Below are 26,524 nucleotides of genomic sequence, written 5' to 3'. Positions count from 1 at the left end.
GGCAAGGCTGAAACGACTGGCGGCGCTCCCCTCCTCTCTTCTCACGCACCACGTCCCACAAAATCACGCCCCCTGGTTCCGGCGGAGTTTCGGGATGCCCAACACGCTCAGCAGACGCGGCCGCCGCGAGAACGCCACAGGGTACCTCTTCGCCTCCCCGTGGCTCATCGGCTTCTTCATCCTCACGCTGGGCCCCATGATCCTCTCGCTGTTGTTTTCGCTGATCCAGTGGGACGGCATCAGCGTGAAGACGATCCACTGGGTGGGCTTCGGCAATTACACGCGGGCGGCAGGCGACCCCGACGTGCACACGGCCCTCGTGAACACCGCCTATTACAGCTTCGTGAGCGTGCCGCTGAGCCTGGCCGTCGCCCTGGGTCTCGCCGTGCTGCTGAATCAGAAGATCCGAGGGCTGGCAGTCTTCCGCACCATCTTCTACATGCCCAGCGTCATCGGCGGCGTCGCCACCATCATGATGTGGCTGTGGGTGTTCAACCCCGACTACGGCCTCCTCAACGGCGCGCTCCGCAAGGGCTGCGACCTGCTGGCCGCGCTCGGCATCGAGTCCGCCCGCACCTGGGAACTGCCCAAGTGGCTGATGAGCGACCGCTGGGCCATGCCCTCGCTCATCCTCATGAACCTCTGGGGCGCGGGCGCCTCGATGCTCATCTTTCTCGCCGCGCTCCAGAACGTGCCCGACTCGCTCTACGAGGCCGCCGACCTCGACGGCGCGGGACGCTGGCGCAAGTTCCTTCATATCACCGTGCCGCAGATTTCGCCCGCCATTTTCTTCAACCTCGTGATGGGCATCATCGGCTCGTTTCAGGTCTTCACCCAGTCGTTTCTCATGACCGGAGGCGGGCCGAACAAGGCCACGCTCTTCTACGTCCTCTACCTTTACAACAAGGCTTTCCAGGACTTCGAGATCGGCTATGCCAGCGCCCTGGCGTGGATTCTGTTCATGATCATCATGTTTTTCACCCTGCTCGTGCTGCGGTCGAGCAAGCTCTGGGTGTACTACGAGGGCGAGTGACGGACCGGAGCGGTGTTCGGTGTTCGGTGTTTCGGTGTTAGGGTACAGAGAGATGAAGACAAAGACGGCCAGACAGTACCGGATTCGCCGCCTGGCCTTCAAGGCGTTTCTCTACGCCCTGGCCATCGGGCTCTCCGTCTCATTCCTGTTTCCTGTGGTCTGGGCATTCGGAGCGTCGTTCAAGCCGCTTTCCGAGGTCTACAGGTTTCCGCCCACGTTTTTCTCGTGGCCGCCGCGGTGGCAGAACTACCCCGAAGCCCTCTCGAAGCTGCCCTTCGCACAGTTCATCGCCAACACATTCGTCATTACCCTCGGCTCGATGATCGGCCAAGTGCTCTCGGCCTCGCTCGTGGGCTATGCTTTCGCCCGCCTGCGCTGGAAGTGGCGCGAATTCTGGTTCGTGTGCCTCCTCGCCACCATGATGCTCCCCGGCCAGGTGCTGCTGATCCCTCACTACCTGATCTTCAAGAACCTGGGCTGGGTGAACACCTACAAGCCGCTCATTGTGCCGTCGTGGTTGGGCGGAGGGGCGTTCTTTATCTTTCTCTTCCGCCAGTTCTTCAAGGGCATCCCGAGCGAGCTCGAGGATGCCGCCCGCATTGACGGAGCCGGCGACTTCCAGATCTACTGGCGCATTTTCCTCCCGCTTGCCAAGCCCATCCTCGTCACGGTGGCCATTATGAGTTTCATCGGCCACTGGAAGGAGTTCATGGGCCCGCTCATCTACCTGTCCGACTACGAGCGCTACCCGATCGCCCTGGGCCTGCGGATGTACCAGCAGGTTGAGGGCGGGTCTTTCGTCCACTACCTCATGGCCGCCAGCGTCGTCGGCTTGTTCCCATTGCTCGTTCTCTTCTTCTTCGCCCAGCGGTATATCACCAAAGCCTTGCTGCTCACAGGCTCCAAGGCATGACTTCCTCGTCAACCGAATGGAAGGAGCGTGGCTCGATGCACGGTCGGCACCCCCATCGAAGGCTCACGGTTGTTCTCACGCTGGCGCTCGTGTCAGTCGTCGCCGGGGCCGGCGAGCCACTCACGCCCGGGCATGTGGTCACCGACTTCGGCGCTCCCCCGCAGTTCACGTTCCTGGGGTGGGATAATAGAGTCAAGGCGGCCCAGGGCGCCGTCGAGGTCAACGCGCCGAACGGCCAGGGCGGACTGGGCTATCCCTTGAAGGCTGACCTCTCCGCGTTCGCCGAGCGCACGCCGGCCCTCACCGTCACCGTGGGCACGGGCAACCAGGCCAAGGCCATCCTGGTCGCCCTGCACGATGCCGACGATACGGCGCACCAGTTCACACTTCGCCTGGACGGCATTGGGCCGGGCGCGACCGCGACAGTGACCGCCGAGGACGGGGCTTCGCTGAGAGAGCCCGGAACGGTGTCCAAGGCGGGCAAGCAGGAGGGCTTCGACCTGGCCAACGTCAGGCAACTGATCGTCATGGGCAACTGGACGCCCGCTCCCGTGGATATCACGCTCCGCCGGCTCGAGTTGATCGAGCCGACGCCACAGATCTTGGCGGCTCGCGAGGGCCTGCGCAAGCGTCTCGCACGCGAGGCCGAGCAGCGCCGGCAGGCCGAAGAGGCAAGGGCGAAGCGCAAGCAGGAACTCCTCGCCGGGGCCCCCCATCCACCCGACGGCCCCGAGGTCCGCCACATCGGCCCCGCCGCGCCCGATCTCCTCGTCCTCCGAATCCAGGAGAAGGAGTTCATCCCCGTCCCCCAGATTCCCTACGAACCCCAGCCAGGCGACGAGGTGAAACGCGAGGGAAGGGACGAGGACAAGGTGCTCGTGGTCGAGGACGGCCAGGTCCGCGAGTCGCTGATGAATGTCGTCGTCTATCGCAAGGGTGCCAGGCTGGGCAACCTGGCGGTGAACGCCAAGATGCTCAAGCCCGACGACAAGGCCGTCGGGCAGGACCTGACCGTTGAGACGGTGGACGAGCCGTCGGCCTATCGCATCGTGGGGCTGGACGACCCTGCCTGGAGGGAGCCGGCCGCGCCCGCCAGCGTCTCGTGGAAGCGCAAGCCCAACGCTTTCCAGTCCAAGGCATTCCAGGTGCACGTCTTTCTCAAGCTTCCCCGCCCGCTGGCGGATGGGAAGCGCTACCGCATCGAGTTCCCCGGCGTCAACCTCCGCCAGGCATCGGTGGAGTACGTGCACGAGCCATCGCGGACGCGCAGCGAGGCGGTCCATGTGAGCGCCATCGGCTTCCGCCCCGACGACCCCTTCAAGCGCGGCTTCCTCTCGCTCTGGCTCGGCACCGGCGGCGCACACCACTACGCCGAAGGTCTCCGCTTCCATCTCCTCGACGACGGCACGGGCAGGGCCGTGTTCGACGGCGCCGCCAAGCTCCTGAAGGGCGCCGACGAGAAAGAGGCCTTCAAGGCGGGGCGGAACTACAGCAAGACCGATGTCCTGGGCCTCGACTTCAGCTCGTTCAAGACCTCAGGCCGCTACCGTCTCTATGTCGAGGACGTCGGCTGCTCCTACCCCTTCGAGATAGCGGACGACGTGTGGCTGCGAGCCTTCCAGCTTTCGATGAGGGGGCTGCTGCACCACCGCGGCGGCATCGAGCTGGGCCCGCCCTTCACCGACTATCGCCGCCCGCGCAACATGCACCCGGCCGACGGCGTGAAAGTCTTCGCTTCCGAGGTGAGTGACTGCGAAGGCGCCTGCAACTTCAAGGAGCTGATGAAGCGCCGAACCGACCGCATAGTGCCCGATGCCTGGGGCGGCCATATGGACGCCGGCGACTGGGACCGCAACAGCGCCCACCCCGCGGCCATGTGGGTGCTCCTCGACCTCTACGAGCTTTTCCCCGAGCGCATCGGCAAGGTGAAGCTCGCATTGCCGCCCATCGAGGCGGCGAACGCCATCCCCGACATCCTCGACGAGGTGCTGTGGAACCTCGATCTCCATCGCCGCCTTCAGACCCCCGAGGGTGGCGTCAGCGGCGGCATCGAGTCCACCCAGCACCCGCGCCCCGGCGAGGGAAGCTGGCAGGAGTCGCTCCTCCTGAGCGCCTACGCTCCCGACCCGCGGTCATCGTTCATCTACGCCGCGTCGGCGGCCAAGCTCGCGCGGCTCCTCGCAGCCCACGACAAGGCTCTCGCCGCCACCTACGCCGCCTCCGCGCGGAAGGCGTGGGACTGGGCGGCGACGCAGGCCGCTCCCTTCCTCGGCCGCTTCGATGGAAAGAGGCGGGAGGAGATCGCCGCCGGCTTCCGCGACCCGCGTAACCTGGCCGCCTTCGAACTCTGGCGCCTCACGGGAGAGGCCGGCTTCCACGATGAGTTCAAGGCCACGACCCTGCTGCTCGGCGGTCCTGGCGACGTCAACACGCAGATCAAGGCCATCGTCGCCTACGCCCGCCTGGCCGACGGGCAGGGCGACGCCGCGCTCCGCGACAAGGCGCGCCAGTGGGTCCTCGACACAGCCGCCAAGGCCCTGGCCTTCGCCGACGGCAACGCCTTCGGCGTCACCACCTGGGTGCCGCTGCTGCCGCCCATCGGCTTCGTGGGTTATCTTTCGACGCCCGAGATGATCGGCGCCGTGCTGCCTCACGCCTGGCTGTTGACGCGGGATCCGAAATACCTCGCCGCCGCCGTGCGCGCCTGCCAGTTCTCAGCGGGGGCAAACCCCGACAACCGCGCGCTCACCATGAGCCTCGGCCCGGACCCGGTCCGCTTCCCGCTTCACATTGACAGTTGGGTGACGGGCCAGCCCGCTCCCGCCGGCATCACGGTCTACGGCATCAGCGACCCGGCCGAGAACTTCGGCTTCGACGCCTGGGCGCACACCTGGTACCTCCAGAAGATGGTCCCCGGCTCGCGCACCTGGCCCGCCCACGAGAGCTACTGGGATATCTACCTGGTGCCCTCGACCAACGAGTACACCATTCACCAGACCATCATCCCCACGGCCTTCTACTGGGGCTTCCTGGCCGCGCGCGACAACTGAGGCGGCGCCGCGACGGCCTATTCCTGCATAGGCGTGAGCGCCAGGCAGTCAATGCCCGCGTAGAAGCCGGTCGAGGCGTCGCTCTTGCCCACGACCTCGAACTTGAGCAGATGCTTCCCCGCCTTGAGCTCCACCGCGCCATAGGACACCTTGCCGCTCGGTATGACGCCGTTGTTGAAGCCATCGAACGGCTTCCCAACGGGTGTGCCATCGAGGTGAAGCTGCACGATGCCGTAATCCCCGGCCTTCGTGTAGTAGACATCCAGGTCGTAACGCCCGTCCTTCGGCACGGTCAGTTCGACCGTGACGAATGCGCCCCTTTGCTTCGGAGTGAAGAAGAGCTGGGCGTCGCCGCTCCAGTTGTTGCCGCCGAACGGCCCCATGTGCTGAGTATCGGCGCGGCCGCCATCACTGGCCACGACCGGGAGCTTCTCGGCCTCGATGGCGTTCTCGACCACAATTCGCCCCAGGCGGATGAAGTCAATGCCCACATGGAATCCTGTCGCCTTTTCGCTCTTGCCCACGACCTTGAAGGTCACCGCATTCGCCTCCGGGCTCAACTCGATCTTGCCCAGGGAAACCACCGGCCCGAGCTCGGGCTTCGGCGCGAAGCAGTCCACAGGGTCGCCAACCGGCTTGTCGCCGACGAACGCCTGCACTTGCCCATAGTCTGGCCCGCGCGTGAAGCGCGCGCTCAGCACGTGGCGGCCGGCAGCCTTGATGGGCAGGGCCAGCGTGACCGATTGCCCGGCCTCGGTCGCGGGGAGGAGAAGCTGGCTGTCGCCGCTCCAGGGCAGGCGGACATCCTCCACCTCAGGCTTGGGGCCGTTGGCCGCTGTGACGGCAAGGTTCTCGGCCTCAATCGCGTCGCGCTCTTTGCGGCTTGGCTCCAGTTGAATCGCATCGAGCACCAGGCTCCTTTCCTCTGCCAGCTTCACCGCAAGCGTGGCTTCGCCCTTGGCGAGGCGAGCCTTGCCGACGCGGAACATCGCGGATTGGGCGAAGGCGTTGTCGCCCTTCCCGACCGCCTTGCCGCCGACGGCGACCTCAAACGGAGCGTGGGCCTCGCCCTTCGCCCCGTAGAGGACCACGACGTAGACGTCGTCGGCCGGCACGGGCACTGACAGCTCATTGCTCTTCCCGCGTAGCACGATGGCCTTGCCGCGGCTGAACTCGTCCATCCTGTCCACATCGTCCACAACGTCCGCCCCAGCCACCTTGAGGTCCTCGGCCTCGACAACGCCAGGGATCGCCTTCGGCCGCGGGATGCGTCCCTCGACCGGCACGCTCGTGAAGAAGTCCTTGTGCGGCTCTGCCTGATACCAGTAGGCTACGGAACTGTAGTCCTTGTCCTTCCCGTAGTTCTCGATGGTGATGCGGAAGGACTTCTCGAAGGGAATGTCGTCGCTGATGTGCCAGCGGTAGACGGACCACTTGTTCGAGAAGCCCGGCCCCTGGCCGAGCGTGCAGCCGTGGAATGGGCGGATGAAGTGTCGGAAGCCCCAAGCATCGCCGAAGTAGTCCTCGGAGCCCGTGCCGAACGTCGAGGGGAACTTCTCGCCGTCCACGTAGACCTTTTCGTCTCCCTCGCCCCACCAGCCCTGGTCGGGATTATCCACGTTGAGCACGCAGCCCACGTATCGCCCCTTCCCCTCGCACTCCAGGATGGGATAGTCGAAGACTTTGCACGGGTCTTCGCGACGGAACTTGGCGTGGAAGTAGGCCGTGTTGGGCTTCAACTCGCCGGGCGTACAGACGATGGCGTAGTCGAGTTTGGCCGGCGCTCTTCCCTCGTTGACGACTTCGATCTTCGCCTTCTTGGCGAAGGGCATGCGCCAGAGGCAGTAGCCGCCATCGGGTCCCACTCCAAGCGGGAGGGACCTATAGGGGTTGGCGAGGAAGCCGGTGCCGAAGAAGTCGCCCAGGGGGCACTCGACGCTTGGCGTCTCCTCGCCGTCCCAGTACATCCTCAGGAGCACACGACGAAGAGCGTAGCGCTCGTCGCTGACGAGTTTGGCAAGGAACCAGACAACGGTCCCCGGGCCCTCCTTGTCAAGTAATGTCACCGGCCTCCCGACCGGCAGCTCCTGTGCCCGATTGCGCGCCGCAGTCGTCGCATCGACATCTACACCGTGCTTCCACGTCTCAATGACCGTGCCCAGTAGGGCTTCCTCCTCCTTCGACAGCGGCAGGCGGAAGGACTTGACGGGGGTGGTCTTGGGGAAGGTCTTGTAGCCGATGTGGTAGTACTGGTTGTGGGCCTTGTCGGCGGTCACTTTGCACGACTTGGCGTAGGGGATGGGGAGGTAGATGTTGGCGCCCGCGCCATCCATGCCGCAGACGGGCAGCTTGAAGGGGGGCACCTTGTCGTGGAAGAGGTCGGCAAAAGGCCACTCATAGGTCGGCTTGGCGTCGCCATCCAGGTAGAAGCGAATCTTGCCCTGGGGATTGGCCGACCAGATACGGACGATGCAGCCCGGCCCCTCCATCTCGGCCATCACAACATCGCCATCGGCCTCCTTGCGGATGTACTGCCCGCAGTCGCCATTGGCGCCCCAATCAATGTACTTGTCGGCGTTCGCATCGTACTTCGAGGCTCGGTCGTAGCTGGAGAACTGCTTGCAGGTGACGCCCTCGTCGAGGATGGTCAAGCGGTCGAGGTCGGTGAGGGTGCGGAGGAAGTGGCAGTAGTCTAGCTCGGCGGCGACTGCGAGAGGACCAAAACCCACGATGAGCGAGAGCGCTATCCGGGCGGGCATAGGAAGGCTCCAGAAATGGACGAAATGGACACAATGGACAGGCTATTCCAGCTTTGGCCCGGCGATTCGCTCGCCGCGGAGCTGGCGGGCCTGGTCGGCAGGGTCGAAGGTGCCATAGAAGAGGGCGTTGGCGTCCATCCAGGTTACCACCCGCTCCCATTCAGCGGGACTGAGTTTCACATTGTGGTGCGCTTCGGTGAACGTCTTGACCAACGCCGGACTGCCGCGTGCGCCGAAGTAGTCGGGTTTCGCCAATGGCTCGCAGTTGCCGCCGTGGCCCCAGGCGGCATACGACACGCGGGGGGCCAGGGCGTTGTAGCTGGCAGTGTAGTGGCCAGCGGGCTCGCCGGTGAGGATGACCTTGCCCTCGGGCTTCTCCTTGTTGTGGCACGAGACGCAGTGCTTGTCGAGGACGGGCTGGATGAGGATTGGGTAGCTCAGGGGCTTCGAGCCGTCGGGGCCTGGCTCGATGGTCGAGGGCGGCCGCAGGAGGGCCTTGGCGGCGCGGCGCTCGGGCGGCGGCGCCGAGCGGCTCTCGTGGCAGCCGACGCACGAGGCCGCCTCGCCGGGCTGGAGGTAGCTGACGCTCCGCATGACCTGGACGGCCATGCCGCGCTCGTCGAGGGCCTGGAAGGCCAGGGCAATGCCGGCCGGGGCGCGGAAGTAGGCCGAGCCGTCGTCCTCAACGGGCACGGTGCCGAGCACCTGCTTGCCGGGCGATGCGTTGGCGAGGCCGACCGAGGGGTTGTTGATGTGTGGCGTGGTCTTGGGCAGCACCTGCACGATCCGTAGCTTCCTCACTGTGCCTTGCGGCAGGGGCGGGAAGCTGGCCCAGACGTCTTGCACGAAGTAGGTGCCCTCGGGCCTCTCCGCGATCTCGGCTGCCGGCGGCAAGGCGGGCGGCGTCGGGCGCGCGCGCAATGGGATGGGCCACAGGCTGGCGATGTCGGGGTCGCGGTAGAGCAGTTCCTTGTTGCCGAAGGCATCCACCAGGTAGAGGCCAAACATGTTGGCCGGGTTGGCATTCGGCTCGCCGATGAGCGGCTGGAAGCTATAGGCGGTCAGGAAGAACTTCTCGGAGAGCGGCCACGGACTGCGGTAGCAGTGGCCCGGCCAGCGCGCCTGTTCGGGAGGCATCGGCGGCATCTTGGCGACGCCCTGGGGCGCGTGCCAGAAGCCCTTGGCGCCATTCGAGACAGGTGCCTCGCTCTCGGGGAACAGCGCGTCGGGCGTGAGCCGCGTGATCGGCTCCAGGTAATCCACGCCCTTCGCCACGTCGAGCAGGATGATGGAGCCCGCCGTCATGGCATGATGTGCGGCGGCCGTGGCCATGACGCGGGTGGAGCCGGGCACGGCCTGCGCCTCCCACACGCCCACGGGGTTCCAGGTGTTGTTGCCGTAGAAGATGCGGGGGTCGCTGCCGTCGGGACGCACTGTCCAGAGCTGCTGATAGTGAACGGCGTTGCGGTCCACGTAGTCCCAGCGCGTGTAGATGACACGCCCGTCGTTGAGCACGGCGGGGTCCCATTCGTGGGTCTCGTGGTAGGAGATGGGCCGCGGGTCCGAGCCATCAGCGTTCATGAGGGCGAGGGTGTAGACGGGGCACGGCCCCGCCCCGCACCGGTGATAGCCGCCGCGGCGGGTCGAGAGGAACAGGATCTTGCCGTTCGGCAGGTAGCGGGGCGAGAAGTCGTCGAAGGGGCCGTCAGTAAGCTTCCGCAGCCCCGAACCGTCGGCGTTCATCTCGTAGATGTGGTAGAAGCGGTCGAGGTGGGTGGTGCGGTTGGGCGGAGCGGTGGGCGTCTCGCAGTACGCGAACAGCACGCGCTTGCCGTCGTGGGACACCTCGGGCGTCTGATAGCTCCCGAGGGGCAGCTTGCCCGCCGTCAGTTCACGAACGGCAAGGGACTCTCCCGGCTTTTCGAGCACAAAAACTCCGCCGCCCGGCTTGGCGCAGGCACCGTAGTACTGGGTGAGCTGGTGGCTGAAGACGCTGGGCACCTGCTTGGCAAATAGGAGCGGCCCGGTCTGGGCCAGAGGGTTGGCGAAGACGAGACGCCGCCGGGCCTGATGCACCCGCCGCCAGAGGTCCTGCCATTGATCATCGCTCGCCTTGGGGTCAGCGGCCAGCTTGGCGTGCTCTTCGCGGAGCGCGCGCCAGTTCGTGGGGAGATCCTGCAACGGAGCGCCAGTCGCTCTCAACTCGGCGATCAGCGCGTCGCCGCGTTCGAGCGTCCTCGCGGTGGCGGCGGCATAGGTGCTGGGGTTCCGCTCGGTGCCGATGCCGTCCTGCATGCGCCAGTCGAGTTCGATTGCGAGGGCCTCCGCTGGCGCCTCGGATGCCACAAGGGTTGCGGCGCGCCCGCCGGCCAGCACGGTGAGCAGGAACGCTCTGAGTGTCCGCACCGTAGCGGTCCTCCATGGCTGCGCGCCGTAGTCTACATACTTGCGGCGCGGGGTGCAAGCATCCCTGCCGGTTCCCACTGCGTACTGTACACGAAGGAGCGCACCCGCGAAAGGTGCGCTCCTGTGTTGCCGTCGGGTTCTGCCACGGGTCACTTCGCCGGCAGGGCGTCTTTGGGCGTCTCGGGAAGCGGCGGAGGCAGCACGGGCACGCGCGCCGCCTTGGGCTGCTCGACCACCACCAGGTAGCCATCGTAATAGCTCACCGAAACACCGGTGCCCTTGAACTTCTCCTGGATCGTCCTGGCAATGACCTCGCCAATCGGGTCGTCGGGGTACTTGTCTATGAGCTCCAGTTCCCAGAACGGATCGCGGACACCGGGCCCGCCAGTCGTGGGGCCGAGCTGGGTGCGGATCCAGTAGTAGTAGAGGGGATCAATCTGCGAGCCAAAGAGCGTGGGCGGCAGCCGCGACCCTTTGGGGGCAATCGTCATGTCGCGGATATCGTAGATGGTGATCTGCGGGTGCGGCTGAGCCGCAGCCGCCGTGGTCACCACCAGGGCCTCGTCGGCGTACGCCGTCACGCAGTCCACCTGCCGCAGCACGTGCTGGAGGACGGAGAGTGCGGTGACCCCCCGCAGTTTGAGGCTGACGCTCTTGCCTTCGAGCTGGCGCCGCGCCTCGGGGTCCACCACTAGGTTGACCTTGGCCCTATCGCGGATGAGGTCGAAGACGGCATCGGGGTCCTTCTTGTCCACATTCACCTCTTCCATGCGCGCAGCGGCCAGCTTGCGGGTGATTGCCTCCAGGGAGTTCTCGGCCTCTGCCTCGGTGGGTTGAGCGGCGAGCCCTGATGCCGCGGCCATCCCAAGAGCCAGCGCTACAGCTATCCAGACCATCCTCATCAGCCGCCTCCTTCACAACGCGCAACGCGCCGAAGGCGCCGTTCACACATGAGCCCCCGGTCCACCCTTGAGTATAGCCCGGTGCGCAAGGGGAGTCAACAGAAATCGCCGCGTCCGCAACACACAGCGCGCCAGCTACTTCGGTCGGGGCTTGACATTCGGGGCGTGCAGGGTAAAGTAAGGGGGGCGCGAGGAAGGAGACATGCGATGCGCACAAGCAGGTGGCTGACGGGGCTTCTGGTGTTGGCACTCGTCGAGGCGGCGGCGGGCGCCGAGCTGAAGGCGGGCGACCTCGTCACAGTGAATAAGGACGGAGCGCAGATCCGCAAGGGCACCGCCGTGGTCGCCACGCTGAACAAGGGCCAGCGCGTCAAGCTTAACTGGGTGTTCAAAGACGGCGGCTATGCGCTCATCTACTACACCATCGCAGGCAAGCAGTACGCCGGCTACATAAGCCTGAAGGATATTGATGCGCCCTCCGGGGCCGAGGAGAAGGCGGCTCCGTCGTGCCCCTTCGTGGCCGACGACCGGGTCGTGGTGATCTCGAAGGAGGCCAAGCTCAAAGTCGGCGACGAGATCGTCGGGTCGGTGCCCGAGGGCACGGTGTTGACTGTTCAGAGGGTCAAGGATGCCTGGATCGGCGTCACGACGGAGATCAAGGGCAAGCCGACCTTCGGCTGGCTGCCGGCGCGCGATGTAGACTATTCGTCGGCGAAGAGCAAGGAGAAGGCCCCGTCGGGCAAGGATTCGCAGGAGAAGCCCAAGGAGTAGGGCCGGGCTTGAGCCGGCACCGTAGCCTGCGCAGACAGGCACGCCGCGCGTTCGCGTCGGCGTGCCTGTCTTGGTATCCGAAACCGCTGCTTTGCGCTCCGCATCCGCGTCAGATGCGGCGCTCAATGGTCGTCTTCGCCTTCAGGTCGTCGAGGATAGCCGTGGCCCGGCGGCGGATGAGTTCGGCCACCACGTTGGCCCGGGCGCCGAACGGGGTCAGGCGCGCCGGCTCCCGATCCGTCACTTTGATGATGTGCCAGCCGCGGCTGCCCTGAATGGGCTTGGTGTACTCGCCCACCTTGAGGTCCCAGGCTGCGGCCATCAGCACCTCGTCTTCCTCGGCTCCCTTGCGGGTGAACCAGCCGCGGTCGCCCCCGCGCATGCTGGCCACGCCGTCCGAGTAGTCGCGGGCCATGCGCTCGAAGTCTTTGCCTGCCTTGAGCTCATCGTAGATCTTCTTGATCCGCTCCTCGGCCTTCTTCAGCTTGTCAGGGTCGTGCTGGATGTCGGATGTCTCGATGAAGATCTGGCTCAGGCGCACCCGGCTGCCGTCATACCACTCGGGGTGAGCCTCGAACTCCTTCTTGATATCCTCTTCCTTCACGTCCCCTTCCAGGCGCTCGCGGAGGCGCGCGGTGGCCAACTCGAAGGCGAGCATGCCGGCGTGCTCCTCCGCGGTGAGGCCGCGCGAGGCGATCCAACGCTGGTAGTTGGCGCCGCGCTGGCGCAGCTCGGCGTCGAGCTGCTGGATGGCGCGCTGAATGTCGGCGCCCGAGGCGCGCAGCCCTTCCTTCTCGAAGTAGCGCGACCAGAGGACCCGCTCGATCAACTGTTCGACGAGCTGCTTGTTGTTGGGCATCTGCGCGTTCGGGTTCACCGCGAGAATCTGCCGGCGCACGAGCGTGAGGTCGGCGCGGGTGATCATCACGGTGTCCACCTTCGCAACCACGTCCTCCGAGAGGCCCTCGTCTTCCTTGGCGGCCTTCCTGGGCTCCTCGGCCTTGCCTGCCGGCTCCTTCTCCTTCGCGGGTGCATCGGCCGCCCAGCTCAGCGAACCGGCTGTCCCGATGGCCAGAAAGAGCATGACTCCGCCGACCGCGTTACGAAGCTGCATGCCGCCTGCCTCCGAAAAAGAGGGATGGACACCTTTCCACCATCTGCCACGCGGTTCCGCGCGTGGCTGCCACAGTTTACCACAGCACCCGCCCGTTCGCAAGAGGGAACAGGCTCAAAGGTAATCAATCGGGTGGTAGACCCAGGGGCAGGGGTCGAACGCGTCGGACAGGGCCTCGGCGTCGCCCGGCTCATCCCCCGCCAGGGTGATCCACTCCTCCGACACCGCGCGGGCCACGTCCAGGCGCCGCATCAGCAGCCGGGCCAGCGTGGGCTCCTTCAATTCGAGAGTTACCGAGCGCCGGGCGTTCGCCGGAGCGTGCAGGAGACCCTCCCGCTCGGGCGTCCACACCCGCACCTCCACGTCGCGGAGGGCCGGCACGTCGCGCCAGACCTTTCGGGCAACGGCCTCGATGTCCAGCACGTGCACCATCAGCATCATCGCGCCGGTCTCGCGCGCAGGGAAACTCGCGCCGAGCCGCCGCAGGGCCGGGGTAAGCAGGCAACCGCGGGTCGCATAGCAGCGCACGGGCGCTCCCCGGCCGCGCGCGGCGGCCAGCAGGGCGCTGGCCGCCTCCGGCGACCCGCCCAGCACGGCCAGTTCCATCACCTGCAACACGCCGTGGCGCAGGCCAAGCACCAGGTAGCCGATCGGGCGGCCGCCCTCCTCCAGCACGCAATGGGAGAACTCCTGACGCATCGCCTCTCGCCATGTCACGCTGCCGAGAATATCCCCCAGATACCCTGGGTGCCGCGCCGGGTATCCGCCGAATCGCGCGTAGCACGCGGCGAAAATCTCGTGCCATAGCTTCGCGTGGCTCAGGAACTCGTCTTCGCTGACCCACCGCGTCCCGGGGGCGCTTGCGCTTGCGGGCTCCAGCGTGACGGCAAGGGGGTACGAAATGTCATGCAGCCCATTGCGCTCGTAGAAGCGGTAGCCCTTGCTGCGCTCGGCACCGCGGTAGACAAGCAGAATGTCGCCTCGTCCCCTGAGGAACTCCTTGGCGCAGGCCTGCATGCCTGTGCCGATGCCCTGGTCGCGCAGCGGCTCGGCCACGCCCACCCTGTTCTCCACGAAGGCGACGACCTCGGCGCCGGGGGCCACGCGGTAGACGCGGCGGAAGAGCGGGATGGCGCCCGCGACCCTGCCCTTCACCCGCGCCACGGGCGCCGTGAACCCGCGCTCGGTCCAGCGCATCCAGCCCTCGGGCGACACTCTTGCGGAGGCGAACACCTCGTTGAGCAGGTCGCACACTCCGCGCGCATCCTGCTCTGCGTTGTATTCCCGTATTTCCACACCCATAGGCTGCCCACCGGCGGGGCCGGTCACGCACCCGCCATCTCAATGAGCTGGCGGATCGCCGCCGCCGTGTCGGCCAGCGACGCCACCGACGGCGGCACCTCGGAGATCAGCGCGCCCCCGTAGCCGGCGGCCCGCAGCTCGCGCATCACCGCAGGGAAGTTCACCTGGCCCTTCAGCAGCGGCGGCCACTGCACCACCATCTTCTCCCACGAGAAGTCCTTGGCATGCACCTTCTTGATGTGCCGCCCGCAGATTCGCACCCAGTGCTCCGATTGGTGGAAGATTCGCATGTTGCCCGGGTCGAAGTAGAAGCCCACCCGCGGGCTGCCCACCTGGTCGAGGAACTGCGCCATCTCCAAGGGGCTGGTGAGGAAGCCGTTCCACACGTACTCCACGCCGATGTTCACACCGATCGCCTCCGCCGCAGGAGCCAGCTCCTGGAGCGACCGCAGGGCGTTGGCGTAGGCCACGTGGTAGTAGAGGTCCGCGTTCGGCCTGCCGCCGATCGTGTGCAGGATGGTATCGGCGCCCAGGGCCTTCGCCGTGCGCAACATCGCCTTCGTGGTCTCGATCCCCGCCCGCCGCTCGGCTTCGTCGCTGGTCATCAGGTTCGAGGGCTTGCCGCCGCTGCCGCACAGCGATGTGATCTCAATCCCTGCGTCCCTGGCCACGTTGCTCAAGGCGGCGAGCGCGGCCTCCGGCGTATCCAGAGTCAGTTCACTCCCCTCGCGGGGCACGACCTCGAGGGCCTCGTAACCCGCGCCCCTGGCCTGCCCCACGAGCTCGCTGAAGCTCCACTCTCTCGGCGTCACCAGCGCACTCAGTCCCACCTTCATCGGGAAACTCCTTCCAGCGTCGGGCACCGAACGCTTCCCATGCCGCGTGACTATGGCGCCAAAGCCCCGCCGAGTCAAGCCCGCCTCGCCACCTCGACGAGGGTGCGAAAGAGCGCCTGATGCACAGGACGGTGCGGGAGGCGCTCGGGGTGCCACTGGACGCCAAGCAGGAATGGCTCGCCGACGCCCTCGATAGCCTCCACCACGCCGTCGGCGCTCCTGGCCACAACGCGCAGGCCCTCTCCCACGAGTTCCACCGCCTGATGGTGTGAGCTGTTCACCTCAAGGCGCCCCGCGCCAACGATGCTGGCGAGCCGCGATCCCTCCTCTACTTCGACCTCGTGGAACGGCTCTTCGCCCCCCGACCACTCGTGTCGGATCGCCGCGCCGAATCGGTCGGGAATGTGCTGGTACAGTGTTCCCCCCTTCGCAATATTGATCAGTTGCGCGCCGCCGCAGATTCCCAGCGTCGGAATCCCTCGCGCCAGCGCGGCAAGGACCAGCCGGCGGTCGAATCGGTCGCGTCGCGGGTCGAGCAGCACGCACTTCTCGTCTCTCGGCCGCCCGTAACCGGCCGGATCGTAGTCGCGTCCTCCCGTCAACACGAGGCCATCCAGGACGTCCAGCATCGAAGCAATCCGCATCTCATCCACGGGAGCAAGGAGCACGGGAACGCCCCCCGCGGCGACGACCCCGGAGACGTATGCCCAGTTGACCTTGGCCACCTCAGTGCCATGTGCGGCGGAGATGTCGCAATTGAGCCCGATCCTTGGGTGCGTCATTCGGCCCCCTTGCGCAGGAAGCGCCCGTTGCGGGTACCGGTAAGTTCGCCGTCCTTGACCGCCAGCGCCCCATTCACCAGGACGTGTCGAACCCCGACCGAATACTGCTGCGGCACCTCGTACGTCGCGCGGTCGGCGACCTCGTTGGGGTCGAACACCGTGATATCGGCGACGGCACCCGGCCGCAGCAGCCCGCGTCGCTTGAGCCCGAGCCGGCTCGCCGGCAGGCCGGTCAGGCGCCGCACGCCCTCGGGCAGCGAGAGCACGCCCTTCTCGCGCACGTAGCGCCCGAGCACGCGCGCGCACGTGCCATAGCTGCGCGGATGCGGCTTGCCGACGGACGTTGGCCCGTCAATCGCCCTCGACGAGCTATCGGACCCGATGGCGACAAACGGCAGCTTGAGCCACTTAACAAGGTTTTCCTCGCACATGGTGAAATGCACGATGCTCGCGCGGCCCTCGCTCGCGCTCAGCAGGTCCAGCACCATCTCTGCGGGCTCGCGGCCCGAGCCCGCGGCAATCTCCAAAATCGATCGCCCCTCGGCTGCGCGCCACTGGTCGCAGGCCGCATCGGCGATGCGCAGCGCCGCCCAGGCCTCGTCCGACGGGAAGTCGGCCACCAGCGCCTCGACCAGCTTCGCGCGAGTGCCCGGCGCCGAAATGCGCTCCAACATCGGCGCGCGGCCACCCTCGCGCGCCCAGCCGGGCAACTGCGACGAGAGGCTCGTTGACGATGCAATGTAGGGGTACCGGTCGCAAGCCAGGTCGAGCCCGGATGCTCGGAGCGCCTGAAGGCGCTCGATCACACGGTCGGCCTTCGGCCAGTTCGCCCGACCGGACACCTTGACGTGAGAGAGTTGCAGACGAACGCCTGTCCGCCTCCCGACGCCTGTGAACTCCTCGATGGCCTCTTCGATGGCATCACCCTCGTTGCGGATGTGCGACGCGTACAGGCCGCCGCGCCGAGCGACGATCGCGCACAGGGCGTCAATCTCGCCGGCGCGCGCGAACATCCCGGGCGTGTAGTAGAGACCGGTGGAGATGCCGAACGCCCCTGCATCCAGCGCCTTCTCCACCTCGCGGCACATGGCGGCCAGTTCGTCGGGCGACGCCGCCCTGTCCTCCTCGCCCATCACCGCCTGCCGCACGTTGCCGTGGCCCACAAGCGCTACTCGGTTGATGCCGCAGCCGATCGAGTCGTGCCGTGCCGCATACGCATCGAACGTGTCCCAGTCAATCGCGATCCCGTGTCGGCGCGCACTCTCAGCGCGTTCTGCCAGCATGGCGGGCGACTGCGGAAAGGGCGACTCGCCGCAGTTGCCGATGACCTCCGTGGTCACGCCGTCGTGCAGTCGCCCTGGCGCCTCCGGGCACAGGAGCGGGTACAAATCGCCATGAGCATGGATGTCAATGAAACCCGGGGCCACCACCAGCCCGCGCACATCGAGCCATTGCGCCGCCGGCACAGCCGCCAGTGGCCCTATGGCCTCGATGCGTTCACCCCGAACCGCCAGATCGCCGACAAACGGCGCCCCCCCAGTGCCGTCCACGATCAGGCCGCCTCTCAGCACCAAGTCCAAGCCCATATCAGTTGACCCCTTCAGGCGTTACGCACCTCACGACAGGAGCCCTCACTGCCGGGCGCTCCGGTGTGGGTAACGTGTGGAATACCCCCGCAGCGCCGGCGGCGCTGCAAACTGAGCATGGCCACATCGGCTGTGAATACACAGGAAAAACAGGCAGGGCGAACGACCGATAACGGGCGCATTCGCCGTAAGTCATTTCCCATCAATTGGTAATGGAGGATGTTCCAGCACGCTGTAGACGCGTTGTGGATAACCTGTTGAACAAAGGCTATGCCCAATCCCTCGCCGCGTTCGTCAGTGCGGTGCAATGGCATTGTGGGTAACTCGCCTCATCCTCGCCAACCGACGGCATTATCTCCGAACGCCGGCAAAATGCAAGCCCTACTGAGCGCGGACGACCGAACGCCGGATCTCGCTGTCCACCCGCGGGCGGGTCTCAAACCGCGGCTCATCAGGGTTTGGCGCGCCTGACGTGGCAGTCGCCGGAGAGCGTGGGACGGAGGCTGCGGCGCCGGCGAGGTTTCCCTATAACCCTCTATACCGCAATCCCTTACGTCCTCCGGCTGCTCCCGCCCCATACTTGCTCACCCCGCAGATGAGCGGGAATGGCTGGAACCGCGAGAACCGCCAATCCTCGCCTTTCTGCCCATGCTGTATCACTTCCCTCCTCACAGGGTTGATACAGCATGGACAGGCTGCGCCAGCCAGGCATTCGGCGGAGCCCTCCCCAGGAACCACCAGGTCCGCAATGGGACAGCGTGCCAACCCCCTGCGCCGGCCAGTCGAGGCAAGATCGCCGAACCCCGAAGAGCCCAAACGGCTGACCCACATGCGTGCAGCACCCTGACTGCGGCCGCCAGACGGCGCCGCTCTCGCCTCACAGCCGCATTCAGCCCAACGGCCTCAGACGCCCAAAGTTGCCAGGTCAGTGCCCATTTTTGCGAAAAAACACTTGCAACCCAAGGCGTCCCAACTATAATGATAGCGCGTGGATGGAACGGCTGTCCGTGGGGCGGAGATGCTGCTCGTGGGCAAGCAGTTGTGGTTGAGCAGCGCCCTTCTGGGTGCCATCGGCGCCCTCCTGGTCGCATTGCTCTTGGTTCGGCAGCCCGCCGCCGAAGCTCAGGTGAGCGAGGGGCAGGCGGGGAAGATGATCGCTCTTGCCGCCGCTCATCCGGAGGGCAGCGTTCTCTACCTCATAGACACGAGCCGCGAGGTTATCCTGGTCTACGGCTTCCACGAGCCGGGGCCGGGCAAGTCCCAGGACATGCGTACCGGTGCCTTCGAGTTCCTGGCCGGCCGCCTCTATCGCTGGGACCTGTTGCTTGCCACCAAGCGCGAGTACGCGCTGCGAGGCGTCCGCACCTTGAGCGGCCTGCGCCCCCTTGGCCCCGGCAGCACAGAGGAAGAGTATAAGCGCGTAGGCGAGTGAGCTTGCGCCGTCTGCGCCTGTTTGAATGGCCCTGTCCTAACCAGTTAGGTGAGCCGAGATGGCTGACGAGTATCTGTCGTTCGAGGACGCCCTTCGGGCTCTGGGGATGCAGGAAGCCGAGTTGCGCACCCTCGTGGCCCAGGGCAAACTCCGCGCGTTCCGCGACGGCAACATGCTGAAGTTCCGACGCGGCGACATCGAGACCGTGCGCAAGCAGCGCGGCATCGAAGGCCCCGTGGTCGTCCCCAGCAAGGCGGGCGACGACACGGCGGTGCCCCAGGTCGTCCCCTCCACCGACCGTGGCGCCGATCTGCTTGCAGACGAGCCGTTCGACTTCGACGACACGTCGGAGACCCTGGTGGGCGGCGGCTTTGGACCTCCGGCGGGCGGCGACGTCGAGCTTTCGCTCGAGCCGGGCGTTCCGGCCGCTCCCAGGGAACCCTCCACCAAGGTCCCCACGATTGAGCTCACCGCGCCCGACACGGCCACCGGCGACACCGCCGTGCCCACGCTTGACCTCGGCGACGCTCCGACCGCCAGCCCAACGGGCGACACCGAGGTGCCCACGATGGTCCTCGGCCTTGATCAGTATGACGACTCCGCCGGCACCGAGGACGTGGTGACCGAGGAAGTTTCGCTCGAGCCCGGCGAGCTGGGGACCGACACCGAAGAGGCCACCGCGCCCTTCGAGGGGGCGGGGCCTCAGCCCGCCCTCGACGAGCTCCAGCCCGACGCTGCCTCGGGCACAGGCCGCGCCACCCCTGCTTCGGCCATGGGCACCGGCGAGGCCCTCTTCATCCGCGAGCAGCCGTCTGCCTTGTACACGGTGATGAGCGCCATTGCGGCCTTCGTGCTCGTGGTGCCGGGGGCGCTCTTCTTCTACTGCGTCGCCAGCTCGAAGGTGCCCGACTGGGAGTTCCTCAAGAGCGTGATGCAGTTCTTCTGGGATCTTCTCGGCGTGACGCCCCCCGGCGTCGCCCCGTAGTGTTTCGGCCGCGAATGATCTCCCCGTTGGCCGATGCCCGCGGGCATCGGCATCCGATGTCGCTCCCAAACCACGTCCCCGTGAAGGAGGCAGAGTACGTCATGAGGAAGGGCACTGTGTGCAGGATGACTGTGGCGGCGCTGCTGGCGCTCGTGATGGCAACACCGGGCTGTGTCGTGCCCTGGAAGAAGTACATCACGCTCAAGCGCAAGTACGACGAGGCCGTGCGCGAGCTCGCCGCCAAGGATAGCCAGCTCGCCGACGCCAACACTCGCATCGACGCCCTGCGCGACCAGCTCAAGGCCAAGGACCAGCTGATCGCGCTGTACGTCGACAAGTACAAGGACGCCGGCGCCCTCGCCCAGAAGGCTCGGGAGGACTACGAGCGCCTGATGAAGAAGCTGGACGAGATCCAGAGGCTGAACCCCGGCGCGGAGGTGGTGGACGGCACGCTCATCATCAAGGATGAGCTCCTCTTCGCCCTGGGCAGCGCCGACGTCTCCGACGCAGGCAAGAAGCTCCTCCAGGACGTGGCGAACCAGTTCAAGGCCAGCAACGAAGCCATCCAGATTGACGGGCACACCGACGACGTCCGCGTCGCCAAACCCGAAACCGTCGCGAAGTTCGGCGACAACTGGGGCCTGTCGGCCCTCCGGGCCCGTGCCGTCCTTCGCATCCTCGCACAGGCCGGCATCGCCGAGAACCGCATGTACCTCCGAGCGTTCAGCATGTACCGTCCACGCCTCCCCAACACCAGCCCCGAGAGCCGCGCCAAGAACCGCCGTGTCGAAGTGATGTTCTTCCCTCCGGAAGTCCTCGCACCCAAGCAGGAAGAACCTAAGGCCACCCCGGCGCCCAAGGCCGAGACTGCTCCCGCTCCGGCTCCTGCCCCTGCTCCGGCCCCCGCTCCCGCGCCGGAGACGAAGTAACTAGGCCCGGGCACTTCCCGGCAAACCATTGGAAAGGACGAAGATGCCCATGAGAGCCAAGGGATTGCCCTCCTTACTCCTCCTGCCTGCCGCACTCGTCCTGAGCGCCGGCTGCCTGGTGCCACAGGCCAAGTTCAAAGCCGTCCAGGCCGAAAACGACAACCTCAAGAAACTCCTCGACGAGAAAGAGAAGGAGATCAACACCCAGCAGGACTCCTTCCGCAAGCGTTTTGAAGACGTCTCGCGCCAGCTCGACATCTACAAGAAGCAGGCCGCGGCGCCCAAACCAGAGACCGAGAAGGCCGTGAAGGCACTCACCGACGAGAGCAAGAAGTTCGAGGATCAGGTCCGCGCTCTCGGCATCGGCGAGGTGCGCGACGGCCGCCTCGTGCTCCAGGGCGAACTCGTCTTCGATCCCGGCAAGACGTCCATCAGCAAGAAGGGCGAGCAGGCGCTGGACAAGATCGCGGCCGCCTTCAAGGGCAAGGACGTGCTCATCCAGGTGGACGGCCACACGGACGCCACGCCGCTCAAGCGGCCGGAGAGCATCAAGGCCTACGGCGACAACATGGGCCTTGCCGCTGACCGCGCGCTGGCCGTCTTCCGCTACCTCGTCAAGAAGGGGATCCCGGAGAGGAATCTCTTCATCCGCAGCTTCGGCGCCTCGTGGCCCGTCGCCAGCAACGCCACCGAAGCCTCGCGGGTGAAGAACCGCCGCGTCGAGATTCTCTTCATCCCGGCATCCACCATTCCGCGCCCCGACGTGAAATAGCCTTCGGGCGTTTCGTTCCGCCAGAGGCCGGCAGGGTTTGCCTGCCGGCCTCTTCTGTTATTGCGGCGGACGGTGCGATGCCTCTCCCTCGCCGCCCTCGGGTCGCTCCAGGCCATACTCCCGAATCTTCCTGTCCAGGCGGGGGCGCGAGATCCTCATCAGGGCAGCCGCTCGACTCTTGTTCCACCCCGTGAGGGCGAGCACATCCGACACGTGGCGGCGCTCTGCCGCTGCCAGCGTCAAGTCGTCGGGCAGTTCCCCCTGCCCGGGGTAGCCGCCGCGGACCTCGCGCGGCAGGTGGCTCGGCATCAGCCGCTCGCCGGCTCCGAGCACCACGGCCCGCTCCAACACGTTGCGCAACTCCCGCACGTTGCCGGGCCAGGGGTATGCCTCCAGGATGCGGAGGACCGCTTCATCCACGGCGGGCGCCTGCCGCCCCATTTCGCGTGCGATCTCCTCCAGGAAGTGGGCGCACAGCAACCGGATGTCCTCCCTGCGTTCCCGCAGCGGCGGCAGCGTGACCTCAATCACCTTCAGCCGATAGTACAGGTCGCGCCGGAAGCCCCCCGACGCCATCGCCGCCTCGAGGTCGCGGTTCGTCGAGGCAATCAGCCGCACGTCCACCTTCAGCGGCGTCGTGCCTCCCACCCGCTGGAACTCGCGCTCCTGGAGCACGCGGAGGATCTTGGCCTGCGTCGTGGGCGGCATCTCGGCGATCTCGTCGAGAAACACGGTGCCGCCGTTCGCCTGCTCGAACCGCCCGATCCGGCGCTCGATGGCGCCCGTGAAAGCCCCTTTCTCGTGCCCGAAGAGCTCGCTTTCCAGCAGAGCCTCCGGCACCGCGGCACAGTTCACGCACACCAGCGGCCGCGCCCGACGCGGGCCCAGTGCGTGCAGCGTGCGCGCGACCACTTCCTTGCCGGTGCCGCTCTCGCCCCGCAGGAGCACCGTGGCATCCGTCTGGCTTACTCGGCGGATCAGCGCGATCAGCTCCCGCATCGCCGCGCTCTCGCCCACGATGCAATGCCGCGCGCCAAGCGCGCGGCGCAACTGGACGTTCTCCTGGCGCAGCACGTCGTGAAGCCGCGCGTTCGCAATGGCGATGGCCGCCTGATTGGCAATGGCGCCGACCAGGCGCACATCGGCCTCGGTGAACGCCTCCGTGGCTCCGCGCGTATCCAGATGCAGCACCCCCAGGCGTTCGCCGCGCACCACCAGGGGGCAGCAGATAGTGGACCGGATGGCCAGCGCCTCGATGCTATCGGAGTGCCCGAAGCGGGCGTCGCTCCGCGCGTCCCCGCTCAACAGAGGCCTACCAGCCTCGAATGCCTTCTCGATGATCGCCCGGCTCACCACGATGTCGCCGCCGCTGCCAGCTCCCTCGCGCGTGTGCGTCGCAGCGGGCCGCCACTGGCGCTCGGCGGGGTCCCATAGCACAACCGCCCCACGCTCCGCGGGAACGACCTCGAAGATGGTGCTCAGGATTCTGCCAAGAACATCGGACAGCGCCAGCGTGCTGTTGATGGCCGTGCCGACGTCGTAGAGGATGGCAAGACGGCGGCTGTCCTCGGGCAGAGCGATCCCCTGCCGGCTTCGCACCAGCGACGGCCGCCCCTCCGGCGGCAGGATCACGGTCGCGCCGGCCCCGGCCGCCGAGCGCTCCAGCACGGCCCGGCTGTCGCCGAACCGCACTTCGTCGCCTTCGACAATCTGCGCGGACTTGACGGGCTGACCGTTGACGCGGGTGCCGTTATGGCTGCCGAGGTCGAGCAGCGTCACACCGTCCTCGCTCACCGTCAGCGAAGCGTGGCGCCGCGACACCGAGTCATCGGCCAGCAGAATGTCCGCGCCGGCCCCGCGGCCGGCCACGTACTGGCCCGGCGGCAGGTGGAAGACCTTGCCGCTCTCAGGCCCGCCGATGACGACCAGACGGTACACGGCTCTCGTGCTCCCGGATATTGGTCAGCACACTGGCGAGATAGCTGCTGAGCGCGCCCTTGCCCTGGCAGTTTCCGAGCGGCGCCGCCATCAGCACCTCTCCATTCGGCTCGCCGCCCTTCTGTGCGAAGAGCAAAGCGGTCCTCGCACGCGTGTCAGCGGCGGCGAAGGTACTCTCGGGCAGGGACACCACGCCCCTGGGCGCCACTCGGTCCAGCAGCCACTCGCGCAATGGCTGGCTCCTCTCGTTTGCGAGGATGCCCTCCGGCACCACCACGGCCAGCCAGCCGCCCTCCCGAGCCAGATCAACAAACCGCCGAACGAAGGCGGACTCGATGGGCTCCCCCCTCACAGGCCGGCGGAGCCCCAGCCCATAGGGCGGGTTCCCTACGACCAGATCGAACCTCCCGGCCGCAATCCCTGCCTCAGAAGAATCCGCCAGCCCATCCTGAATCAGGAGGCGTATGCCTCGTCGCTCGAGGTGGGTCTGCCGCCAGCGCCCACGCAGGTTCTCATCCACGTCGCAGCCCCAGACATCCGCCTCGGGGAGCTGCCGCGCGGCCTCGGCCACGAACACACCTTCGCCACAGGCTGGGTCAATCACCCGGGGGCGCGGCATCGAGAAGCCGAGTTCGCGCAGCGCGTCGAACACAAACCGGGCAACCACCTGGGGCGTGAAGTACTGCGCCAGTTCCCGACGGCCTGCCCTGAAACCCATTGTAGTGCAGAGCCTAGAGCTTTTCCAGCTTGGCGTACTCGAGCGCGAACACCCGCTTGCCGCCGCCGGCCATGGCCACGGTCGCCAGAGTCAGCTTGTCGGAGTTCTGGAGCGCCACGATGCGTCCTTCGCCGAACTGCGGATGGCGCACTCTGTCGCCCACCTTCAGATGACCTCGCGTCGGAGGCGTGGCTGATGCGGCCTCGGGTTCCTTCGGCTCCGTCCTCCATGCCAACGGGCGGCCATGAAGTCTGCCGGCCCCGAGCACGCTTGGCGCGCCCGGCGCCGAGCCGCCCCACTCGCGCTGAGTCGCCAACGCAGCCAGAGCGTTTCTCCCGCCCTCGTCGAACACATCGGAGCCAACCTCGTGAAGGAAGCGCGAGGGCTCCCGTTCGGCCCCCTGGCCGCCCTGGAGCCGCCATCGGGCCGCGGACAGGACCAGTTCCTCCTGCGCCCGGGTCATCCCCACGTAGCACAGGCGACGCTCCTCCTCGACCTCGGCCTCCGAGTTCAACGAGTTGTAGTGCGGCAGCAGCCCCTCTTCGAGACCTGTCAGGAAGACCACAGGAAACTCGAGCCCTTTGGCGGCGTGCAGCGTCATCAGGGTCACTGCGTCCGAGGTCCGATCCAGGTTGTCCACGTCAGAAACCAGCGCGATCTCCTGCATGAACGCGCTCAGATCGGCCTCCGGGTTCTCCTGATCGAATCGGGCCGCCTTGGCGAGGAACTCGTCCACATTCTCCCGTCGTTCCTTGTTCTCGGGCAATTCGAGCCAGGCACGGTACCCCGATGCCTCGAGGACATGTTCGCAGAACTCCCGGACGGGTCTTGTGGGGACCAACTGGAACGCGTCGAGGAGGTCCGCGAATGCTCGGACGGCATTCTTCGCTCGCGTGGCCAGACCAGGCACGTCCTCCACGCGGCCCAGGGCGGCCCGCAGCGGGATGTTGTTCTGCACGGCCCACTCCCGGATGCACTCGACCGTTCGGTCGCCGATGCCGCGCGGCGGGGTGTTGATGATGCGTTGGAGGCTCAAGTCATCGCGTTCATTCAGGCATACCCGCAGGTAGGCCACAACGTCCTTCACCTCCTGCCGTCCGTAGAACTGCACGGCGCCCACGAGGCGGTGCGGGATGGCGTGGCGCATGGTCTCTTCGAACGAACGCGACTGGGCGTTCGTGCGGTAGAAGATCGCGAAGTCGCGCCAGGGCCGGCCCGCCTCGCGCAGGCTCCTGAGCACGCCTACCACCTGCGCCGCCTCCTCCTCGGCGTCATCGGCCAGCAGGAGCCGCACCGGCACGCCCTCGGCGTTCTCTGTCCACAGCGCGCGTTCGTGGCGTTGCAGATTCCGGGTGATCAGGCTGTCCGCGGCCCGGAGGATGACCTTGGTCGAGCGGTAGTTCCGCTCGAGCTTCACGACCTTCGCCTCGGGGTAGTCGTCCTTGAAGTCGAGGATGTTTCGAATCGTGGCGCCGCGCCAGGAGTAGATGGCCTGGTCGGGGTCGCCGGTGGCGCAGAGGTTGCGATGGGGGGCCGCCAGCTCCCGAGCGATGAGGTACTGGGCGTGATTCGTGTCTTGGTACTCGTCCACCAGGAGGTACTCGAAGCGTGCCTGCCAGCGCTCCCGGAAGCCTGAATCGCCCCGGAGCAGGAGCGCGACGCGCATCAGCAGGTCGTCGAAGTCCAGCGCGGCGTGGTGGTCGAGGAGTTTCTGGTACTGGGCGTAGACCTTGGCGATCCGTTCGTCGCGCCAGTTCATCGCGCTGCGCGCCAGTTGCTCCGGGCTCTCGAGTCGCGTCTTGGCATTGCTGATCGCCTGAAGCGCGCTGGCCGGTGGCAGGTCCGCCTTGTCGAACTCCAGGCGCTTCAAGGCTTCGGCCACCACCTTGAGCTGGTCGTCGCGATCGTAGATGGTGAAGTTGCGGTCGAGGCCAATCGTCTCAGCGGACGTGCGCAGCATCGCCGCGCACAGGGCGTGAAACGTGGAGACCCACACGCCTCGCGTGCCGGCCATCTGCTCGATGCGCTCGCGCATCTCGCCAGCCGCCTTGTTGGTGAAGGTGACGGCCAGGATGCGCCAGGGCTTCACCCCCAGCAGGGCCAGGTGCGCCACACGGCGGGTGATGACGCGCGTCTTGCCGCTGCCGGCCCCTGCCACCACCAGCAGCGGCCCGTCGCGGTGCGTCACCGCCTCGCGCTGCTCGGGGGTCAGGTCGGCCAGAATTGCGTCCTGTATGCTCATAGTGAGGCAAGAGAATGGCCGGGCGGCACAATGGCTTCGTGGAGCTGCACCCCG

Annotated in this window: 19 protein-coding genes; 8 read left to right on the top strand and 11 right to left on the bottom strand. The window is 66.6% G+C overall.

All coding sequences use genetic code 11. The features are described from left to right. The first annotated feature begins 94 nt into the window (after positions 1-94). From PLE19_03875 to PLE19_03865, 3 genes are read left to right on the top strand one after another with little or no spacing between them, the layout of a single operon-like run. Positions 95-1,033: a sugar ABC transporter permease gene (locus PLE19_03875; protein ID HPD14059.1), complete on the top strand. Its 939-nt coding sequence runs from the start codon at positions 95-97 to the stop codon at positions 1,031-1,033. Between the two features lie 52 nt (positions 1,034-1,085). Beyond that, positions 1,086-1,946: a carbohydrate ABC transporter permease gene (locus tag PLE19_03870; GenBank protein ID HPD14058.1), complete on the top strand. Its 861-nt coding sequence runs from the start codon at positions 1,086-1,088 to the stop codon at positions 1,944-1,946. Positions 1,947-1,981: 35 nt separating this feature from the next. Beyond that, positions 1,982-4,996, top strand: coding sequence for a glycoside hydrolase family 9 protein (locus PLE19_03865; protein ID HPD14057.1), 3,015 nt, complete (start codon positions 1,982-1,984; stop codon positions 4,994-4,996). Between the two features lie 17 nt (positions 4,997-5,013). Here PLE19_03865 and PLE19_03860 read toward each other — a convergent pair whose 3' ends face one another. From PLE19_03860 to PLE19_03850, 3 genes are all read right to left on the bottom strand, one after another. Beyond that, entirely contained in the window at positions 5,014-7,755 is a 2,742-nt protein-coding gene (locus PLE19_03860) for a DUF2961 domain-containing protein (GenBank protein HPD14056.1), read from the bottom strand. 42 nt (positions 7,756-7,797) lie between these two features. Next, entirely contained in the window at positions 7,798-10,161 is a 2,364-nt protein-coding gene (locus PLE19_03855; protein ID HPD14055.1) for a hypothetical protein, read from the bottom strand. Positions 10,162-10,310: 149 nt separating this feature from the next. Further along, positions 10,311-11,063, bottom strand: coding sequence for a hypothetical protein (locus PLE19_03850; GenBank protein ID HPD14054.1), 753 nt, complete (start codon positions 11,061-11,063; stop codon positions 10,311-10,313). 207 nt (positions 11,064-11,270) lie between these two features. Between PLE19_03850 and PLE19_03845 the strand changes: the two genes are divergently transcribed. Continuing rightward, complete coding sequence (locus PLE19_03845) at positions 11,271-11,834, top strand: hypothetical protein (protein HPD14053.1); 564 nt, start codon at positions 11,271-11,273, stop codon at positions 11,832-11,834. A gap of 109 nt (positions 11,835-11,943) precedes the next feature. Here PLE19_03845 and PLE19_03840 read toward each other — a convergent pair whose 3' ends face one another. The 5 genes from PLE19_03840 to PLE19_03820 form a co-directional block, all read right to left on the bottom strand. Further along, positions 11,944-12,948: a peptidylprolyl isomerase gene (locus PLE19_03840; protein ID HPD14052.1), complete on the bottom strand. Its 1,005-nt coding sequence runs from the start codon at positions 12,946-12,948 to the stop codon at positions 11,944-11,946. A 114-nt stretch (positions 12,949-13,062) separates the two neighbouring features. After that, positions 13,063-14,202 (bottom strand): GNAT family N-acetyltransferase, encoded by a 1,140-nt coding sequence (locus tag PLE19_03835; protein ID HPD14051.1) that lies wholly within the window; start codon positions 14,200-14,202, stop codon positions 13,063-13,065. A gap of 71 nt (positions 14,203-14,273) precedes the next feature. After that, positions 14,274-15,086, bottom strand: coding sequence for a sugar phosphate isomerase/epimerase family protein (locus PLE19_03830; protein ID HPD14050.1), 813 nt, complete (start codon positions 15,084-15,086; stop codon positions 14,274-14,276). Between the two features lie 74 nt (positions 15,087-15,160). After that, on the bottom strand, positions 15,161-15,868 hold the full coding sequence (locus PLE19_03825; protein ID HPD14049.1) for a gamma-glutamyl-gamma-aminobutyrate hydrolase family protein: 708 nt from the start codon (positions 15,866-15,868) through the stop codon (positions 15,161-15,163). Further along, positions 15,865-17,454, bottom strand: coding sequence for a D-aminoacylase (locus PLE19_03820; protein HPD14048.1), 1,590 nt, complete (start codon positions 17,452-17,454; stop codon positions 15,865-15,867). Before PLE19_03820 ends, PLE19_03825 begins: the two co-directional genes overlap by 4 nt. A gap of 1,027 nt (positions 17,455-18,481) precedes the next feature. Here PLE19_03820 and PLE19_03815 point away from each other — a divergent pair. The 4 genes from PLE19_03815 (at position 18,482) to PLE19_03800 (ending at position 21,572) form a co-directional block, all read left to right on the top strand. Further along, a complete protein-coding gene (locus PLE19_03815; GenBank protein ID HPD14047.1) occupies positions 18,482-18,886 on the top strand; it encodes a hypothetical protein in 405 nt (134 codons plus the stop codon). A 58-nt stretch (positions 18,887-18,944) separates the two neighbouring features. Beyond that, positions 18,945-19,871: a helix-turn-helix domain-containing protein gene (locus PLE19_03810; GenBank protein HPD14046.1), complete on the top strand. Its 927-nt coding sequence runs from the start codon at positions 18,945-18,947 to the stop codon at positions 19,869-19,871. A 101-nt stretch (positions 19,872-19,972) separates the two neighbouring features. Then, the gene (locus PLE19_03805; GenBank protein ID HPD14045.1) at positions 19,973-20,800 is read left to right on the top strand and encodes an OmpA family protein; all 828 of its coding nucleotides are present in this window, start codon (positions 19,973-19,975) and stop codon (positions 20,798-20,800) included. Positions 20,801-20,864: 64 nt separating this feature from the next. Further along, complete coding sequence (locus PLE19_03800; GenBank protein HPD14044.1) at positions 20,865-21,572, top strand: OmpA family protein; 708 nt, start codon at positions 20,865-20,867, stop codon at positions 21,570-21,572. A gap of 57 nt (positions 21,573-21,629) precedes the next feature. Here PLE19_03800 and PLE19_03795 read toward each other — a convergent pair whose 3' ends face one another. The 3 genes from PLE19_03795 to PLE19_03785 are packed head-to-tail and all read right to left on the bottom strand — an operon-like array spanning position 21,630 to position 26,470. After that, the gene (locus PLE19_03795) at positions 21,630-23,510 is read right to left on the bottom strand and encodes a sigma 54-interacting transcriptional regulator (protein HPD14043.1); all 1,881 of its coding nucleotides are present in this window, start codon (positions 23,508-23,510) and stop codon (positions 21,630-21,632) included. Next, positions 23,479-24,228 carry an N-6 DNA methylase gene (locus PLE19_03790; GenBank protein HPD14042.1) on the bottom strand — a complete coding sequence of 250 codons (750 nt, stop codon included), beginning with the start codon at positions 24,226-24,228 and terminating at the stop codon, positions 23,479-23,481. The genes PLE19_03795 and PLE19_03790 overlap by 32 nt, the downstream gene beginning before the upstream one ends. A 13-nt stretch (positions 24,229-24,241) precedes the next feature. After that, positions 24,242-26,470 carry a UvrD-helicase domain-containing protein gene (locus PLE19_03785; GenBank protein ID HPD14041.1) on the bottom strand — a complete coding sequence of 743 codons (2,229 nt, stop codon included), beginning with the start codon at positions 26,468-26,470 and terminating at the stop codon, positions 24,242-24,244. Between the last annotated feature and the right edge of the window lie 54 nt (positions 26,471-26,524).

The sequence above is a fragment of the Planctomycetota bacterium genome (genome assembly GCA_035384565.1).
GTDB lineage: Bacteria > Planctomycetota > PUPC01 > DSUN01 > DSUN01 > DAOOIT01.
Note: the sequence above shows the minus strand (reverse complement) of the source record. Positions and strands in the feature narration are given on the sequence as shown.

Excerpts from the sequence above, each read along its gene's own strand:
- PLE19_03875 (HPD14059.1), top strand. The coding sequence starts at position 95 with ATGCCCAACACGCTCAGCAGACGCGGCCGCCGCGAGAACGCCACAGGG.
- PLE19_03870 (HPD14058.1), top strand. The coding sequence starts at position 1,086 with ATGAAGACAAAGACGGCCAGACAGTACCGGATTCGCCGCCTGGCCTTC.
- PLE19_03865 (HPD14057.1), top strand. The coding sequence starts at position 1,982 with ATGCACGGTCGGCACCCCCATCGAAGGCTCACGGTTGTTCTCACGCTG.
- PLE19_03860 (HPD14056.1), bottom strand. The coding sequence starts at position 7,755 with ATGCCCGCCCGGATAGCGCTCTCGCTCATCGTGGGTTTTGGTCCTCTC.
- PLE19_03850 (HPD14054.1), bottom strand. The coding sequence starts at position 11,063 with ATGAGGATGGTCTGGATAGCTGTAGCGCTGGCTCTTGGGATGGCCGCG.
- PLE19_03845 (HPD14053.1), top strand. The coding sequence starts at position 11,271 with ATGCGCACAAGCAGGTGGCTGACGGGGCTTCTGGTGTTGGCACTCGTC.
- PLE19_03840 (HPD14052.1), bottom strand. The coding sequence starts at position 12,948 with ATGCAGCTTCGTAACGCGGTCGGCGGAGTCATGCTCTTTCTGGCCATC.
- PLE19_03830 (HPD14050.1), bottom strand. The coding sequence starts at position 15,086 with ATGAAGGTGGGACTGAGTGCGCTGGTGACGCCGAGAGAGTGGAGCTTC.
- PLE19_03825 (HPD14049.1), bottom strand. The coding sequence starts at position 15,868 with ATGACGCACCCAAGGATCGGGCTCAATTGCGACATCTCCGCCGCACAT.
- PLE19_03820 (HPD14048.1), bottom strand. The coding sequence starts at position 17,454 with ATGGGCTTGGACTTGGTGCTGAGAGGCGGCCTGATCGTGGACGGCACT.
- PLE19_03810 (HPD14046.1), top strand. The coding sequence starts at position 18,945 with ATGGCTGACGAGTATCTGTCGTTCGAGGACGCCCTTCGGGCTCTGGGG.
- PLE19_03805 (HPD14045.1), top strand. The coding sequence starts at position 19,973 with ATGAGGAAGGGCACTGTGTGCAGGATGACTGTGGCGGCGCTGCTGGCG.
- PLE19_03790 (HPD14042.1), bottom strand. The coding sequence starts at position 24,228 with ATGGGTTTCAGGGCAGGCCGTCGGGAACTGGCGCAGTACTTCACGCCC.
- PLE19_03785 (HPD14041.1), bottom strand. The coding sequence starts at position 26,470 with ATGAGCATACAGGACGCAATTCTGGCCGACCTGACCCCCGAGCAGCGC.